Annotated in this window: 17 protein-coding genes; 6 read left to right on the top strand and 11 right to left on the bottom strand. The window is 41.1% G+C overall.

The window, feature by feature from the left end; all coding sequences use genetic code 11:
* The first annotated feature begins 189 nt into the window (after positions 1 to 189).
* From L0B18_RS13345 to L0B18_RS13325, 5 genes are all read left to right on the top strand, one after another.
* Positions 190 to 687 (top strand): YciE/YciF ferroxidase family protein, encoded by a 498-nt coding sequence (locus L0B18_RS13345; protein ID WP_234572286.1) that lies wholly within the window; start codon positions 190 to 192, stop codon positions 685 to 687.
* Positions 688 to 689: 2 nt separating this feature from the next.
* Positions 690 to 1,046: a hypothetical protein gene (locus L0B18_RS13340; RefSeq protein WP_234572285.1), complete on the top strand. Its 357-nt coding sequence runs from the start codon at positions 690 to 692 to the stop codon at positions 1,044 to 1,046.
* Positions 1,047 to 1,066: 20 nt separating this feature from the next.
* Complete coding sequence (locus L0B18_RS13335; protein WP_234572284.1) at positions 1,067 to 1,219, top strand: hypothetical protein; 153 nt, start codon at positions 1,067 to 1,069, stop codon at positions 1,217 to 1,219.
* A 110-nt stretch (positions 1,220 to 1,329) separates the two neighbouring features.
* The gene (locus L0B18_RS13330) at positions 1,330 to 1,821 is read left to right on the top strand and encodes a hypothetical protein (protein WP_234572283.1); all 492 of its coding nucleotides are present in this window, start codon (positions 1,330 to 1,332) and stop codon (positions 1,819 to 1,821) included.
* 92 nt (positions 1,822 to 1,913) lie between these two features.
* Complete coding sequence (locus tag L0B18_RS13325; RefSeq protein WP_234572282.1) at positions 1,914 to 2,300, top strand: hypothetical protein; 387 nt, start codon at positions 1,914 to 1,916, stop codon at positions 2,298 to 2,300.
* A 58-nt stretch (positions 2,301 to 2,358) separates the two neighbouring features.
* Here the strand turns inward: L0B18_RS13325 and L0B18_RS13320 are convergent, their stop codons facing one another.
* From L0B18_RS13320 to rpmI, 11 genes are all read right to left on the bottom strand, one after another.
* A complete protein-coding gene (locus L0B18_RS13320) occupies positions 2,359 to 3,045 on the bottom strand; it encodes a tetratricopeptide repeat protein (protein ID WP_234572281.1) in 687 nt (228 codons plus the stop codon).
* 112 nt (positions 3,046 to 3,157) lie between these two features.
* On the bottom strand, positions 3,158 to 3,814 hold the full coding sequence (locus L0B18_RS13315; RefSeq protein ID WP_234572280.1) for an HAD family hydrolase: 657 nt from the start codon (positions 3,812 to 3,814) through the stop codon (positions 3,158 to 3,160).
* 2 nt (positions 3,815 to 3,816) lie between these two features.
* The gene (locus L0B18_RS13310) at positions 3,817 to 4,506 is read right to left on the bottom strand and encodes an ABC transporter ATP-binding protein (RefSeq protein WP_234572279.1); all 690 of its coding nucleotides are present in this window, start codon (positions 4,504 to 4,506) and stop codon (positions 3,817 to 3,819) included.
* A gap of 1 nt (position 4,507) precedes the next feature.
* Positions 4,508 to 5,320 carry a TIGR00282 family metallophosphoesterase gene (locus tag L0B18_RS13305; RefSeq protein ID WP_234572278.1) on the bottom strand — a complete coding sequence of 271 codons (813 nt, stop codon included), beginning with the start codon at positions 5,318 to 5,320 and terminating at the stop codon, positions 4,508 to 4,510.
* Positions 5,321 to 5,480: 160 nt separating this feature from the next.
* On the bottom strand, positions 5,481 to 6,095 hold the full coding sequence (gene trhA, locus L0B18_RS13300) for a PAQR family membrane homeostasis protein TrhA (protein ID WP_234572277.1): 615 nt from the start codon (positions 6,093 to 6,095) through the stop codon (positions 5,481 to 5,483).
* A gap of 134 nt (positions 6,096 to 6,229) precedes the next feature.
* Complete coding sequence (locus L0B18_RS13295) at positions 6,230 to 6,520, bottom strand: cell division protein ZapA (RefSeq protein WP_234572276.1); 291 nt, start codon at positions 6,518 to 6,520, stop codon at positions 6,230 to 6,232.
* Between the two features lie 2 nt (positions 6,521 to 6,522).
* Positions 6,523 to 6,771, bottom strand: coding sequence for a hypothetical protein (locus L0B18_RS13290; protein ID WP_234572275.1), 249 nt, complete (start codon positions 6,769 to 6,771; stop codon positions 6,523 to 6,525).
* 12 nt (positions 6,772 to 6,783) lie between these two features.
* Positions 6,784 to 9,195 (bottom strand): phenylalanine--tRNA ligase subunit beta, encoded by a 2,412-nt coding sequence (gene pheT, locus L0B18_RS13285; RefSeq protein WP_234572274.1) that lies wholly within the window; start codon positions 9,193 to 9,195, stop codon positions 6,784 to 6,786.
* A gap of 71 nt (positions 9,196 to 9,266) precedes the next feature.
* Positions 9,267 to 10,277 carry a phenylalanine--tRNA ligase subunit alpha gene (gene pheS / locus L0B18_RS13280; RefSeq protein ID WP_234572273.1) on the bottom strand — a complete coding sequence of 337 codons (1,011 nt, stop codon included), beginning with the start codon at positions 10,275 to 10,277 and terminating at the stop codon, positions 9,267 to 9,269.
* A 150-nt stretch (positions 10,278 to 10,427) separates the two neighbouring features.
* On the bottom strand, positions 10,428 to 10,775 hold the full coding sequence (gene rplT, locus L0B18_RS13275) for a 50S ribosomal protein L20 (RefSeq protein ID WP_234572272.1): 348 nt from the start codon (positions 10,773 to 10,775) through the stop codon (positions 10,428 to 10,430).
* 34 nt (positions 10,776 to 10,809) lie between these two features.
* Positions 10,810 to 11,007 (bottom strand): 50S ribosomal protein L35, encoded by a 198-nt coding sequence (gene rpmI / locus L0B18_RS13270; protein ID WP_234572271.1) that lies wholly within the window; start codon positions 11,005 to 11,007, stop codon positions 10,810 to 10,812.
* Positions 11,008 to 11,180: 173 nt separating this feature from the next.
* On the opposite strand from rpmI, the gene L0B18_RS13265 reads away from it, so the two are divergent.
* Positions 11,181 to 12,284: an acyltransferase family protein gene (locus tag L0B18_RS13265; RefSeq protein WP_370647576.1), complete on the top strand. Its 1,104-nt coding sequence runs from the start codon at positions 11,181 to 11,183 to the stop codon at positions 12,282 to 12,284.
* Positions 12,285 to 12,291 lie beyond the last annotated feature (7 nt).

The raw sequence follows: 12,291 nt of genomic DNA, 5'->3' as shown, positions 1-12,291 counted from the left end.
GTTGAATTGTGTAAAAATATATGTGCTGAATGTGCAGTGGAGTGTGAGAAACACGAGCACGATCATTGTCAACAATGTGCCAATGCCTGCAGACGATGTGAAAATCGTTGCAGGAATTACCTGACAAAGGTATCGCAGCCTGAGTCAGTTTAACCTTTAAAATTAAATACTAAAAAAAACAATAAGACTATGGGAGAATTAAATAATCTTGAAGATCTATTTCATCATCAATTGAAGGACATTTACAGCGCTGAGAAGCAGTTGATAAAAGCTCTTCCCACAATGGTTGAAAATGCATCAAACGAACAGTTACAGAAAGCTTTTGAAGAGCATCTTGAAGAGACAAAAGGCCACAAGAAGCGCCTGGAAGAAATCGGCGAAGAATTGGATCTGGATCTTTCAGGAGAAACCTGTAATGCAATGAAAGGACTCATCGAGGAAGCGGAAGAGTTTATCTCAGAAAACCCCGATCTGGATGTGAAAGATGCCGGTATAATTGCCGATGCCCAACGTATAGAGCATTATGAAATTTCAGCTTATGGAACAGCCGTTACATTTGCCGAAGCTCTGGGGCATAATAATGCTGCCAAGAAACTACAACAGACATTGGATGAAGAATCTGAAGCGGACGCTACGCTAAATGAGTTAGCCATTGAGAGTGTAAATCCACGGGCGAAATCTGTGTGATTATGCCACTTTCATTGACAACAGATATCATTCTTAAATCGGTAGGCAAGCGGGTGAAAAACTCCAGTGATGAAACTCTTGGAGAAATCATTGAAGTGACTCGTAATGCCTCCGGTTCAAGAATTGAATATGCCATTTTAAAAAGTGATGAAATCATCGATAAGCAAAAGAGATTCTTTGCAATTCCGGTTTCTTCAACCCTTATGAAGATTACGGAGTCTGGAGAAATTGTTTTATTCACAAATAAAGATGAGTTGCAGTCGGTAAATGGCATCAGGTGCGATCAATGTCCAAGCCCAAATTTTCATGTAAAGCCACCGATATTCGAACTATTTGAGTATCAGGGACCTCAAGTATAAACATTCATAATCAGAGGCGAATGAATAGAAAAATTATTTTTAAAAAAGAAAGAGAGAACAAAAGAATATATCATCCTCAAAAAGTATATGCAGTGGAAAACAGAACTAATATGACAGCTGAGCAATTGATGGAAGGAATTCGACTTAAAATACAGGAAATCGTCAAAAAATAGATCCATTTGGAAATGTATTAGGAATGAATAATAGCGTTGGTTAGGTCCCGGAATTACACGCATACAAACTGGAAAATTAATGAAGAAGGTTTTTTAACGAGGTAACATATATGGCAGATTTTAAAAAGGGTACCTTAATTGGGATTAAAAAAAATGACAAATGTTACTATTACCTTGTATTGAGTGAACCTATGTTTTTTGGTTGCCAATGGGCGTATGCATTTCATCAAACATCAATCCATTTATTATCCCAAAGTGAAATACTCTCCGGTTATGGCGAAGGTTTTCACGCACTTATCGACTTTAATTTACAATTGGATGAATTTGATGTGTACAAAATAGGAGAAGGTATTAATATCGAGCCTTACAGGATGGATATGAATTCAAAAGTGCGAATTGACCAACCCGGTGGCGGGCATGAATGGTATATTTTCAACCAGAAACTTCAAATTTTAAGAAAACAGAAGACATTGAAATCCGGGCAAATGAATCTCCCGATCGCGAGTGGAATGACTTGCGTGGATGCCAAACAATTGATCGATAAAAAGTGGAGGACTGAACAGATTGTAGAAGAGGAGGGACAGGGACAGTTTCCCATCTGATTTTCTCCGTTCGTCTATTAAAAACTTACCTATTCATATATAAACAGAGACAGAATAAAACGCTATTGGAGCGAGAGGATTACCCTATGGACATGAGCAAACTGCCCCTGAATCAGAAGACTACGGTGATTGCACAGAGGTTTATCATTGCGGTCGCCAACCGAATTAACGAAAATGAAGTCATCATCACTTACATCAATCTCGAAAATCATGAAGAGGTTCTACGAATTCGGGAGGATATTGGACGAGGATCACAAGTTCTTGATTACCTTGACCCGAGATACTGGAAAATCTATGCTGATGGGAATTATATAACCGATTTTGATTTGTCAATTTTCCAGGATATGGAAGTTAAAATAAAAGTGACTACCTATGATAAATCCCTGGAAATTGTAGGCTTTGAGAATAAAGCCAACATTCAGAAGAAAAAACAAAATGGAAAAGAAAGAGAGAAAGGCATTGTTAATGATGTAAAGTAGCGCGGAGGTTACTTTACAAAGATAAAGTCCCGGGTTCTTGTGGAGTCCGGGACTTTTTTTATCCTGCGTTTTCGGCAAGAAATCCTTTTAATCGCTGAGCCTGGGCAATTTGCTGGCTATTGGGATATTCCTCAATAATCGTATCGATGTGAGCTAAAGCCTGCTCCGTATCGCCAGCCTCCATATAAGCCTCTGCCGCTTTATAAAGATTATAAGGCGTGGTGGAGTTATTTTCATCCCATTCTGCCGCACGTTCATACTGAGAAGCTGCTTCCTCATACCTTTCCAAACCAACTAAAATATTGGCGTACATTGATATAGGAGCAACTCCCAAAATTCCTTCAGGTACATCATATTCCTGAATAAAGGTTAATGCATTTTCGAAATTGCCGAGTTCATATTCGGTAATCGCAGCATAATAGTTGGCCAGGTTTCCGGCACTGGTTCCACTATAGTTATTGGCAATTTGTTCGAAGCCAAGAGTAAACTCTTGTTCATCTCCGTAAAGGGCTTCTTCAAAATTACCCTGAAGCAATTCCTGCTCAGCAATTCCCAATAAGTTAGCGGCTTCCTCTTCCTGATTTCCGGAATAGATAACATATCCTACAATTAATCCAATGGCTACTACGAGGCCAATACTGCCTCCAATAACGGCGGCTTTGTTGGTATTGTAGAAATGCATGATTCTCGAGGAGTATTCGATCAATAAATCCTGCTCGAGATCTTCTTTTTTTAACTTGCTCATAATTTCATTTGTTTAGACATCTGACCGAGTGATTTTCAGTCTATTTTCAGACGGTCAAAGTTAAAATTAGTTGACGATTATACCAAGTAAAAAGCGAGGGAAAGATTTGCTGTCAGTAGGAATGAATATTGTTAAACCGCTCTAATTTAAATTCATCAAAGCTGTTGATAATCCAGTCGGCGGTACTCAGGTTCTGGTCACCTGAATTCGGATTTCTGAAACCAATGCATTTCATATTCGCAGCTTTTGCTGCATTGACGCCATTGGCCGAATCTTCAATAACAAGACAATTTTCAGGTTTGGAGCCTGCCATTTCTGCGGCTTTAAGAAAAATTTCAGGATGTGGTTTCGAAGTTGCCAGCTCATCTCCGCTAATTCGAAGATCAAAGTATTTTATCAAGTCGAATTTGGTTAACACCAATTCTATAATTTTCATCTCTGATGATGAAGCCAATACCAATGTAATTCCCCGAGAATGAAGGCTCTCAATTACTTCGGCAACTCCTTTGATTGGACCGTCATCAAAAGAAGTAGAAAGAATATTAAAATATTGGCTTTTCTCCTTTTTATGGATTTCATCGATATCAATGTCCAGTTCATGTTTTTCAGTTACCTTTTTCCAAAGGTCTGAGCGGCCCACGTATTTGGAATGTTCTTCACGGGTAAGTTCCAACCCTACTTCCCTGAAAAGCTTCTGCTCAACCTCGAAATAAATGGGTTCGCTGTCGATTATGACGCCGTCCATATCAAAAATTACTGTAGAAATCATTTTTATACTCTGTTCAAAGTTCCGTTGTGTAGGGAGTAGACCGTATCGCAGCGCGTGGCTATTTCTTTCTCATGTGTAATCAGAACAATGGATACATTTTCCATCTCACGAAGTTGAAAAAGAAGGCTGAGAATCGATTCGGTATTCTTTTCATCAAGGTTTCCGGTTGGTTCATCGGCCAGGATGATGGATGGATTGTTTGTCAAAGCCCGGGCCATGGACACACGTTGCTGCTCACCACCGGATAACTGGGAAGGTCTGTGATTGAGTCGCTCACTCATTCCGAACCGTTCCAGGAGTTCGGCTGCTCTTTTCTCAGCTTTGGAAGCTGATTGATTTTGAATAAGAGCAGGCATCATCACGTTTTCCAGAGCTGTGAACTCAGGAAGCAGGTGATGAAACTGGAATACAAATCCTACTTTTTTATTCCGAAGGTCTGCAAGTTGATCCTTATTGTACTGAGAAAGAGAGTGATTTTCCCAAAAGACATCCCCGGAAGTAGGCTGATCAAGGCCACCTAAAATGTGAAGCAGCGTACTTTTACCGCTTCCACTTGATCCAACAATGGATACGATTTCTGCTTTTTTTACCTCGAGATCCACACCTTGCAGAATTTGTAAAATCCCATTTCCTGATTCTGATGGAAACTCTTTATGAATATCTGTGCATTGAAGAACCCGTTCGTCACTCATCTCAATCTGCCTTATTCTGAAATTCAGGGTAAATCACCGGTTCAATAGACGTACATTTTCCGGTTTCCATATCAATGTCTGCAACAACTCCGCACATTCGGTTGTCGTTTTCTGCGATTTTGTACCGTTGCGGTGTTCCGAGAGTGAATCGTCGGATGGATGTATCTTTGTCCATACCAATGACAGAATCAAAAGGCCCCGTCATTCCGGCGTCGGTGATGTAACCGGTACCTTTTGGGAGAATACGCGCATCGTTCGTTGGAGTGTGGGTGTGCGTGCCGACAATCACGGAAACTTCACCATCAACTTGCCAGGCATACGCCATTTTCTCAGCGGTGGCCTCCGCGTGAAAATCCACAAAAATGAGATTGGTTTCTTCTTTGATTCGTTCGAGCGCCCAGTCGGAGGTAGAAAACGGATCGTCAATATCTGCCATAAACGTTCGTCCCTGGAGATTCAGAACACCGATTTTCTTGCCTGTTTTACCAATTTCATAAACTCCATAACCATAACCGGCATTGCCTTTGGGGAAGTTGAGCGGACGAAGGAGATGATCGTCCGTTTTCATATAAGAGAAGATTTTCCATTTGTCGAAAGAGTGATTGCCGCCGGTGATGACATCCACTTCGATATCATACAAACGCTGAACAATGTGCCGGTTGAGGCCGCGGCCTTCGTGAGAATTCTCGGCGTTGGCAATAATAAAATCTGGTTTGTACTTATCTCTGAGAGAGGGAAAAATGGTTTCGAGCAGTGAAAGTCCTGGTTCTCCAACAATGTCGGAAATAAAAAAAACAGTCAGGTTTTTAGCCATGAAAAGAGTTTGTTTTCAAAAAATTTATGAAGCTTAAAAGTAGTGATTTTTAGGGGAGAGAGTGAAAGAAAAATCTGTGGCTTTGAAGATTGTTATCATCATCCGAAACTTGTTTCAGGATTTTTTTGAAACGATCGGAATTTCTGAATGCCATCTGTTTTCAGACGTATAATACAATCGTTACGAAATGGCTTAAACTCCCCGCAAGCACAAAAAGATGCCAGATTCCGTGGGCAAGACGGTGTTTTTCGCTAAGCGCAAAAAAGATCACTCCCATTGTATAGAATAGTCCGCCAGCCATCAGCCAGTTCACCCCGTCGGACGATATCCGGTTGATAAGCGTATCAAGCAGAAAAAAGGCGATCCAACCCATGCCGAGATAAATCATCACCTGTAAAACACGGTTGCCGGCTTTATGCAAAAGGTCAATAATAATTCCAATGGCGGCAAGTCCCCAAACAACGCCGAAAAGAATCCAGCCGATATCGCCCCGAAGAGTTATAAGTGTAAAAGGCGTATATGTTCCGGCAATCAAAAGATAGATTGAAATGTGATCGAGCTTTCGGAAAATGGTTTTCCACTTCCCTTGGAAACTATGATAAAGTGTGGAACATGTATAAAGCGTTAGAAGGGTAAGACCGTAAACGGTAAAGCTGGTAATTCTCCAGAAACCTCCTTGTGCAACGGCAACATAGATCAAAACGGCTAATCCGATCGCTGAACCTATACTTCCAATCAAATGTGTGTAACTGTTAAATCGCTCGCCGTGGTACATTTAGTTCAATTAACAAGTGGATTTGAAAATGAAAGAGCACATTTAGTCAACTAATCATTTTTATCAAAAACTTCGTTCTGATTTGGAAAAGAAAAAGAGAGAATGCTCTTCAGACATTCCAACGTATACAAGGATTAAGATATTTCTTTGATCAGCTTGGAAATTTCTTCATTGATCTGCTCCATCAACTCACTCTCTTTCTCATCCGTCTGGCTGAGTTCCGTTCTTAATTCGAACAACTCTTCCGTAATGCTAAGACAGGCGAGAATCATAATCGTAGAATCGGGCTGATTCGAGAACTGATTTCGGAAAAGTTTGAACTTTTCGTCAACGTAGTGTGCAATTCGTTTGGTGTTTTCAACCTCGGTGCTGTGAACCTTAAGGGGGATTTGCTTTCCGAGTATGTTAACTTTGATGGATTCCATAATTACTCTTCGAGGTATTTGTCGATTTTCTCGATTAATCCTGAAACTTGGTGACGCATTGCCAATCGCTCAGATTCGCTGATATTTGAAAAAATATCGGCTTGGTCTTTCTGAAGTTCATTTAGCTTTGACTTCAGCTTCAGATTTTCACGGTTGAGTTCCTTGTTCTGCTTTCTTAAATGCTGAACCTGCGTACGTATCTGATCCAATAACTTTTGGAATGTCTCTTTCTGGATGTCATTCACAGCCATGGATTTATGGAATTAAGATCGGAGTTTAGCTCCGACAGTTTTTTCAAGTTTTTGTACAATTTTTTGAACAATAGGCTCTACGTCCTTGATGTTCAAGGTTTTGGTAGAATCTAAAAAAGTCAGCCGAAATGCAATACTTTTTTTATCCCTGCCGAGGTTTTCTCCTTCGTAAACATCAAAAACAGATACCGATTGCAGAATACTTCCTGCGGTTTCTTTAATCTCCTTTGTAAGCTGACCCGCACGGATGTCTTTATCTACAATAAATGCGGCATCGAATTCAAAAGTTGGAAATTTTACGATGGGTTGATAGGTCGTTTCTTTCTTACCAACGCCATTTTGGAGAAGTACAGTAAGATCTATTTCTGCCCCAAAAACATCCGTTTCGATATCAAATCCTTTCAGCAACTCAGCATCTATTCGTTTTAAATAGGAAACCTCCTGATTTGCATACTTATATATGATTGTGTTGTTCCCTTCAACTTCGTGCGTGATGGAATCTGCGATTCCCAAATTTTCAAAAATGGATTCGAGATCTGCTTTCAAATCAAAAATGGTAAACGCGTTTTTTTCGCTCTGCCAGTTATCTTTTTTGGATTGTCCGCAAAGTCCTAAATAAAGATGTTCGTGTTCTTCAACGCCGTCAATCCATGTTCCCGTTTCATTCTTCCGAAAGATATGGCCGATTTCAAAAAACCGAAGTTGTGTGGCATTTCGGTTCAGGTTGTATTTCACAGCTTTTAGAAATCCTCCTGAGAGATGTGTACGCAGAGTTGTATTCTCTTGGGAAACCGGATTCAGTGTATGAATCTGAAGATCTTCGTCAGCCAGTAAATCTGCCTCTTTTTTGGAAAGAAGTGAATTGGTGGTGATTTCCTTGTACCGGAGAGATTTTACCATTTCCCGAAGACGCTCGCGGAATTCTTCTCGGTCAGACAATTTTTCCGGAGAGGTGAAAGGAGAGGAGAGAGGCCGTGGAATATTATTGTAATCGTAAACACGTCCCACTTCTTCAATCAAATCAACTTCGCGGGTGATGTCTGGCCGGAAAGTCGGAACGGTGCACATCAGACTTTCTTCATCTTTAGACAATACCCGGATTTCAAGTTTCGTGAGAATATCCTCAACCGTGTCCTTTTGCAGCGAAGTTCCAAGCAATCGGTTTACCCTGGAAACCCGTAACGGAACATTCACGGATTCCGTTTTTCTTGGATACACGTCTACAACATTTTCGTTGATCGTACCGCCGGTCAGTTCTGCGATTAATTTTGCAGCCCGCCACGCCGCTTTTTGCTGGATGGCCGGATCAATTCCACGTTCGAAACGGTAAGAGCTATCCGTTTGTAACGCAAGACTTTTGGATGTTTTTCTGATTGTGGACGGATCAAAATAGGCGCTCTCAATCAAAATTTTGGTAGTGCCTTCGGTAACCTCACTGTTTTCCCCGCCCATTACTCCGGCAATGGCAACAGGGCCGTTTCCATCGCAGATGAAAAGAGATCCGGCCGGAACGGTTCGTTCGATACTATCGAGAGTGGTAAACTTCTTGTCTTCCTGATAGCTCTTTACGATAATTTTCTGATCACCAATCAGATTGTAATCGAAAGCATGAAGAGGCTGGCTGATTTCATGGTTGATGAAATTCGTCACATCAACCACATTATTAATCGGCCGCAATCCGATAGCAGTTAGGCGATTTTTCAACCAGTTTGGGGATTCGCCAACTTTCACATCATCAACAACAATTCCCACATACCGATGGCATTTATCTTCATCTTCAATAGTGATTGAAATCTCATCATTCATACTACCCGGCTTTTCTTCAATCTTTGAATAAGGATTTTCAAGCGTGCCGCCAGTTACAGCTGAAAGATCTCTCGCAACTCCCATATGGCAGGCCGCATCCGGACGATTGGGAGTGAGGGCAACCTCAAAAACGTAATCTTTTTCAAGATCCAGTGCCTTTTTTAGCGGAGTGCCGGGTTCCAGGTTTTCATCCAGAACCATAATTCCCGAATGATCTTCGCTTAAACCGAGCTCAGCTTCTGAACAAATCATCCCATTGGAAGTTTCGCCGCGAAGTTTTGCTTTCTTGATGGTAAGAAAAGATCCGTCCTTCATCGGAACCGGGATGGTAGCGCCCACTTTTGCAACCGGCACTTTTTGATTGACTGCCACATTTGGAGCCCCGCAAGCGATCTGGACGGTTTCATCACCGAGGTCTACATCGCAGAGAACCAGTTTGTCGGCATTGGGATGAGGACGAACTTCTTTGATATGTCCAATGACAAAATTCTCAAAATCAGAACCGATGGTTTCAACCTCTTCCACTTCGAGGCCGAGAAGAGTCAGTTTTTCATCTGTTTCTTCAGGTGTAAGGTCAAAATCGAGATATTGTTTTAGCCAGTTGTAAGAAATTTTCATAGCGAGTCAAGAAAGATCAGGAAATGATCATCGACAATCTGAATTCAATGAACATTCACTGAATTCAGTGTTTATGATTTAAATTGTTGTAAGAATCGAATGTCGTTATCGTAGAGCAAGCGGATGTCATCAATGCCGTAACGGAGCATGGCAATCCGGTCTACACCCATACCAAATGCAAAACCGGTGTATTTTTCAGGATCAACCCCGACGGATTGGAATACATTGGGATCAACCATGCCGGCTCCAAGAATTTCCAGCCATTGGCCGCCTTTTTCATTTTCCCACCAAACATCCATTTCCATACTGGGTTCCGTAAAGGGAAAGTAGGAGGGACGTACACGATATTTTACATCACTTCCGTACATAAGCCTTGCGAACATGACGAGAGTTTCAATCAGCTCGCCCATCGTCACTTTTTCGTTAACATATAATCCTTCCACCTGGTTGAACTGAAAATAGGATTTGGCGGTCACTGCTTCATTCCGAAAAACACGCCCGGGCATGATAGAGCGCACGGGCGGTTCCTGTTCTTTCATCAGGCGAATTTGAACGGGAGATGTGTGTGTACGAAGAACCAGGTCATCTACATCTTTATCATCAGATTTGCGCACGAAAAATGTATCCTGCATATCGCGCGCGGGGTGATCAGGCGGAAAATTAAGCGCCGTAAAATTATGGAAATCGTCTTCAAGTTCTGGTCCGTCGGCAATTGAAAACCCAAGGCGCAGAAAGATTTGTTTGATTTCGTTCAGAGCTTGTGTAAGAGGATGGAATGATCCGGAATAGGTAGGTTCAACGGGAAGAGTGATATCATCCAATGCACCAAATTCTTTTTTATCATTTTTTTGAATAGCAATTTTGGCGTCATCAAATGTTTGCTGAGCAAGGTTTTTAACCTCATTCATGGATTTACCCATCTCGGCCTTTTGTTCATTTGGAACATCTTTCATCAAGCCGAACATAGACTGAACTTTTCCATTTCTTGAAAGAAATTCCAGGCGAAATGCTTCCAGCTCCTCTTCATTTTCGATGCTGAAGTTTTGAATTTCTTTCTTTATATCGTTGATTTTATCGAGCATGAATGTCTATAGATTTCGTAGTTAGAACCTATAAAGATAAAGGATTTTGAAACTAATATTTGAACAAGTCTTGATAGGCTGGCATTGGAAAAAAGGCAAAAAAAAACCGGCAAATCCAGAGGATCTGCCGGTTTAAATAGCAGTTGAGGCCTACTGGCCGGCCTCTTTCACAATTTCAGAAAATGTCTCGGGATCTCTAACTGCAATGTCAGCCAGCATTTTCCGATTGATGTTGATGTCATTTTCCTTCAAGCCGTGTATCAGCTTGGCATAGGTGGTTCCGTTCAATCGGGCAGCAGCATTAATACGTGTAATCCAAAGACGTCGGAATGATCGCTTTCGAACCTTTCGGTCTCGATATTGATATTGCAGGCCTTTTTCAACCGCGTTTTTAGCAACGGTATAAACGTTTTTCCTTCTGCCCCAATAGCCTTTCGCCTGATCTAATATTTTTCGGCGACGGCGACGGGAAGCCACCAGATTTCGTGATCGTGGCATTTTTCTTTACGTTTTAAGGTTTAATAATTTTTGTTTAGCTATAAGGAATTAATCTTTCAACAGACTTTTGATCTGATTTGTCGACCAAAGTGGTCTTTCCAAGATTATTTTTCCTCTTGCTTGTTTTCTTTGTCAGAATGTGACGTTTGTAAGCTTTTTTTCGTTTAATCTTACCGCTTCCGGTCTTCTTAAACCGCTTCTTAGCGCCACTGTTTGTTTTCATTTTTGGCATAACTTCCATGTTTTCTGAAACTTTACAGAACCGTAAGATAAGAACCTTTGAACTTTATAAAAAGCTAGTTTTTCTAAATTCATTCAATTGATTAGAGGAGAAAATGAAATGCATTTTATAACCCATCAAATATTATATTACTCTTTTAGAATACCAATAGTTGAAGAATAATCGTGGTTAACAAACCTTCTTCCAATCGTTTAGTATCGCTAGATTTTTTTCGGGGACTCACTATTATTGGGATGATTATTGTTAACACTCCGGGCTCATGGAGTTATGTGTATCCTCCATTACGGCATGCGGAGTGGAATGGTGCCACTCCCACAGATCTTGTTTTCCCATTCTTTATTTTTATTGCGGGTGTCTCCATTGTTTTAGCTTATACCAAATATCTTGGGAAGGGAAGGGAGCGAGGGGATATGGTTCCGAAGATTATAAAACGTTCCGTCACTATTTTTGCACTCGGTATTTTCCTGGCACTCTTTCCTGAATTTGATTTTGCAAATCTGCGTATTCCGGGTGTTTTGCAAAGAATTGCGATTGTTTTTTTTGCCTGTGCTTTGATCTTTCTCTATACCAGCAAAAAAACACAATGGTGGATTGGCGGTGTTTTATTGGTCGGCTATTGGTTGATCATGGCTCTTATTCCTCATCCCGAACTTGGACTCTCGTTGGCTGAACCCGGTATCAATATTGCTGCATGGATCGACAGCACGTTTATTCCAGGAAGATTATACCAGGGAACTTGGGATCCTGAAGGACTGCTGAGCACACTGCCAACCATTGCAAGTGGAATTACGGGAATGATTGCCGGTCATTTAATTGTCAGTGATCGTTCGCAGGAGAGAAAAGTTATTGTGCTGATGATTGGCGGATTTGTATTGTTTATTCTGGGAAATATGTGGAATTGGGTTTTCCCCGTCAATAAACACATCTGGACCAGTTCCTACGTTCTCTATTCATCAGGACTTGCCTCAATGATGCTGGGAGCTTGTTATTACTGGATTGATATTTTGGGCAGAGAACAGGGCACATTTACCGGAGTGGTTTTCGGTACCAATGCCATTACAGCGTATGTTTTGTCAGGCGTTCTTTTGGTTGTTACACACACAAACTGGATAGCGGGTAACAGCATGGTTTCGTACTTCATGAATGGAACGACCGGTATTGGAATGGATCCGTATCTTGCATCATTCCTTTGGGCACTTCTTTACTGTTTTATCTGCTTTATCCCGGTTTACTACCTTTACAAGAATAAAATTTTTATAAAAGTATAATCATCGG

The organism is Rhodohalobacter sp. 614A (assembly GCF_021462415.1).
Taxonomy (GTDB): domain Bacteria; phylum Bacteroidota; class Rhodothermia; order Balneolales; family Balneolaceae; genus Rhodohalobacter.
This window is presented reverse-complemented; position numbering and strand designations above follow the sequence as displayed.

Excerpts from the sequence above, each read along its gene's own strand:
- L0B18_RS13315 (WP_234572280.1), bottom strand. The coding sequence starts at position 3,814 with ATGATTTCTACAGTAATTTTTGATATGGACGGCGTCATAATCGACAGC.
- L0B18_RS13305 (WP_234572278.1), bottom strand. The coding sequence starts at position 5,320 with ATGGCTAAAAACCTGACTGTTTTTTTTATTTCCGACATTGTTGGAGAA.
- L0B18_RS13295 (WP_234572276.1), bottom strand. The coding sequence starts at position 6,520 with ATGGAATCCATCAAAGTTAACATACTCGGAAAGCAAATCCCCCTTAAG.
- L0B18_RS13310 (WP_234572279.1), bottom strand. The coding sequence starts at position 4,506 with ATGAGTGACGAACGGGTTCTTCAATGCACAGATATTCATAAAGAGTTT.
- L0B18_RS13330 (WP_234572283.1), top strand. The coding sequence starts at position 1,330 with ATGGCAGATTTTAAAAAGGGTACCTTAATTGGGATTAAAAAAAATGAC.
- L0B18_RS13345 (WP_234572286.1), top strand. The coding sequence starts at position 190 with ATGGGAGAATTAAATAATCTTGAAGATCTATTTCATCATCAATTGAAG.
- L0B18_RS13325 (WP_234572282.1), top strand. The coding sequence starts at position 1,914 with ATGAGCAAACTGCCCCTGAATCAGAAGACTACGGTGATTGCACAGAGG.
- pheT (WP_234572274.1), bottom strand. The coding sequence starts at position 9,195 with ATGAAAATTTCTTACAACTGGCTAAAACAATATCTCGATTTTGACCTT.
- trhA (WP_234572277.1), bottom strand. The coding sequence starts at position 6,095 with ATGTACCACGGCGAGCGATTTAACAGTTACACACATTTGATTGGAAGT.
- rplT (WP_234572272.1), bottom strand. The coding sequence starts at position 10,775 with ATGCCACGATCACGAAATCTGGTGGCTTCCCGTCGCCGTCGCCGAAAA.
- L0B18_RS13320 (WP_234572281.1), bottom strand. The coding sequence starts at position 3,045 with ATGAGCAAGTTAAAAAAAGAAGATCTCGAGCAGGATTTATTGATCGAA.
- L0B18_RS13335 (WP_234572284.1), top strand. The coding sequence starts at position 1,067 with ATGAATAGAAAAATTATTTTTAAAAAAGAAAGAGAGAACAAAAGAATA.
- rpmI (WP_234572271.1), bottom strand. The coding sequence starts at position 11,007 with ATGCCAAAAATGAAAACAAACAGTGGCGCTAAGAAGCGGTTTAAGAAG.
- pheS (WP_234572273.1), bottom strand. The coding sequence starts at position 10,277 with ATGCTCGATAAAATCAACGATATAAAGAAAGAAATTCAAAACTTCAGC.
- L0B18_RS13340 (WP_234572285.1), top strand. The coding sequence starts at position 690 with ATGCCACTTTCATTGACAACAGATATCATTCTTAAATCGGTAGGCAAG.
- L0B18_RS13290 (WP_234572275.1), bottom strand. The coding sequence starts at position 6,771 with ATGGCTGTGAATGACATCCAGAAAGAGACATTCCAAAAGTTATTGGAT.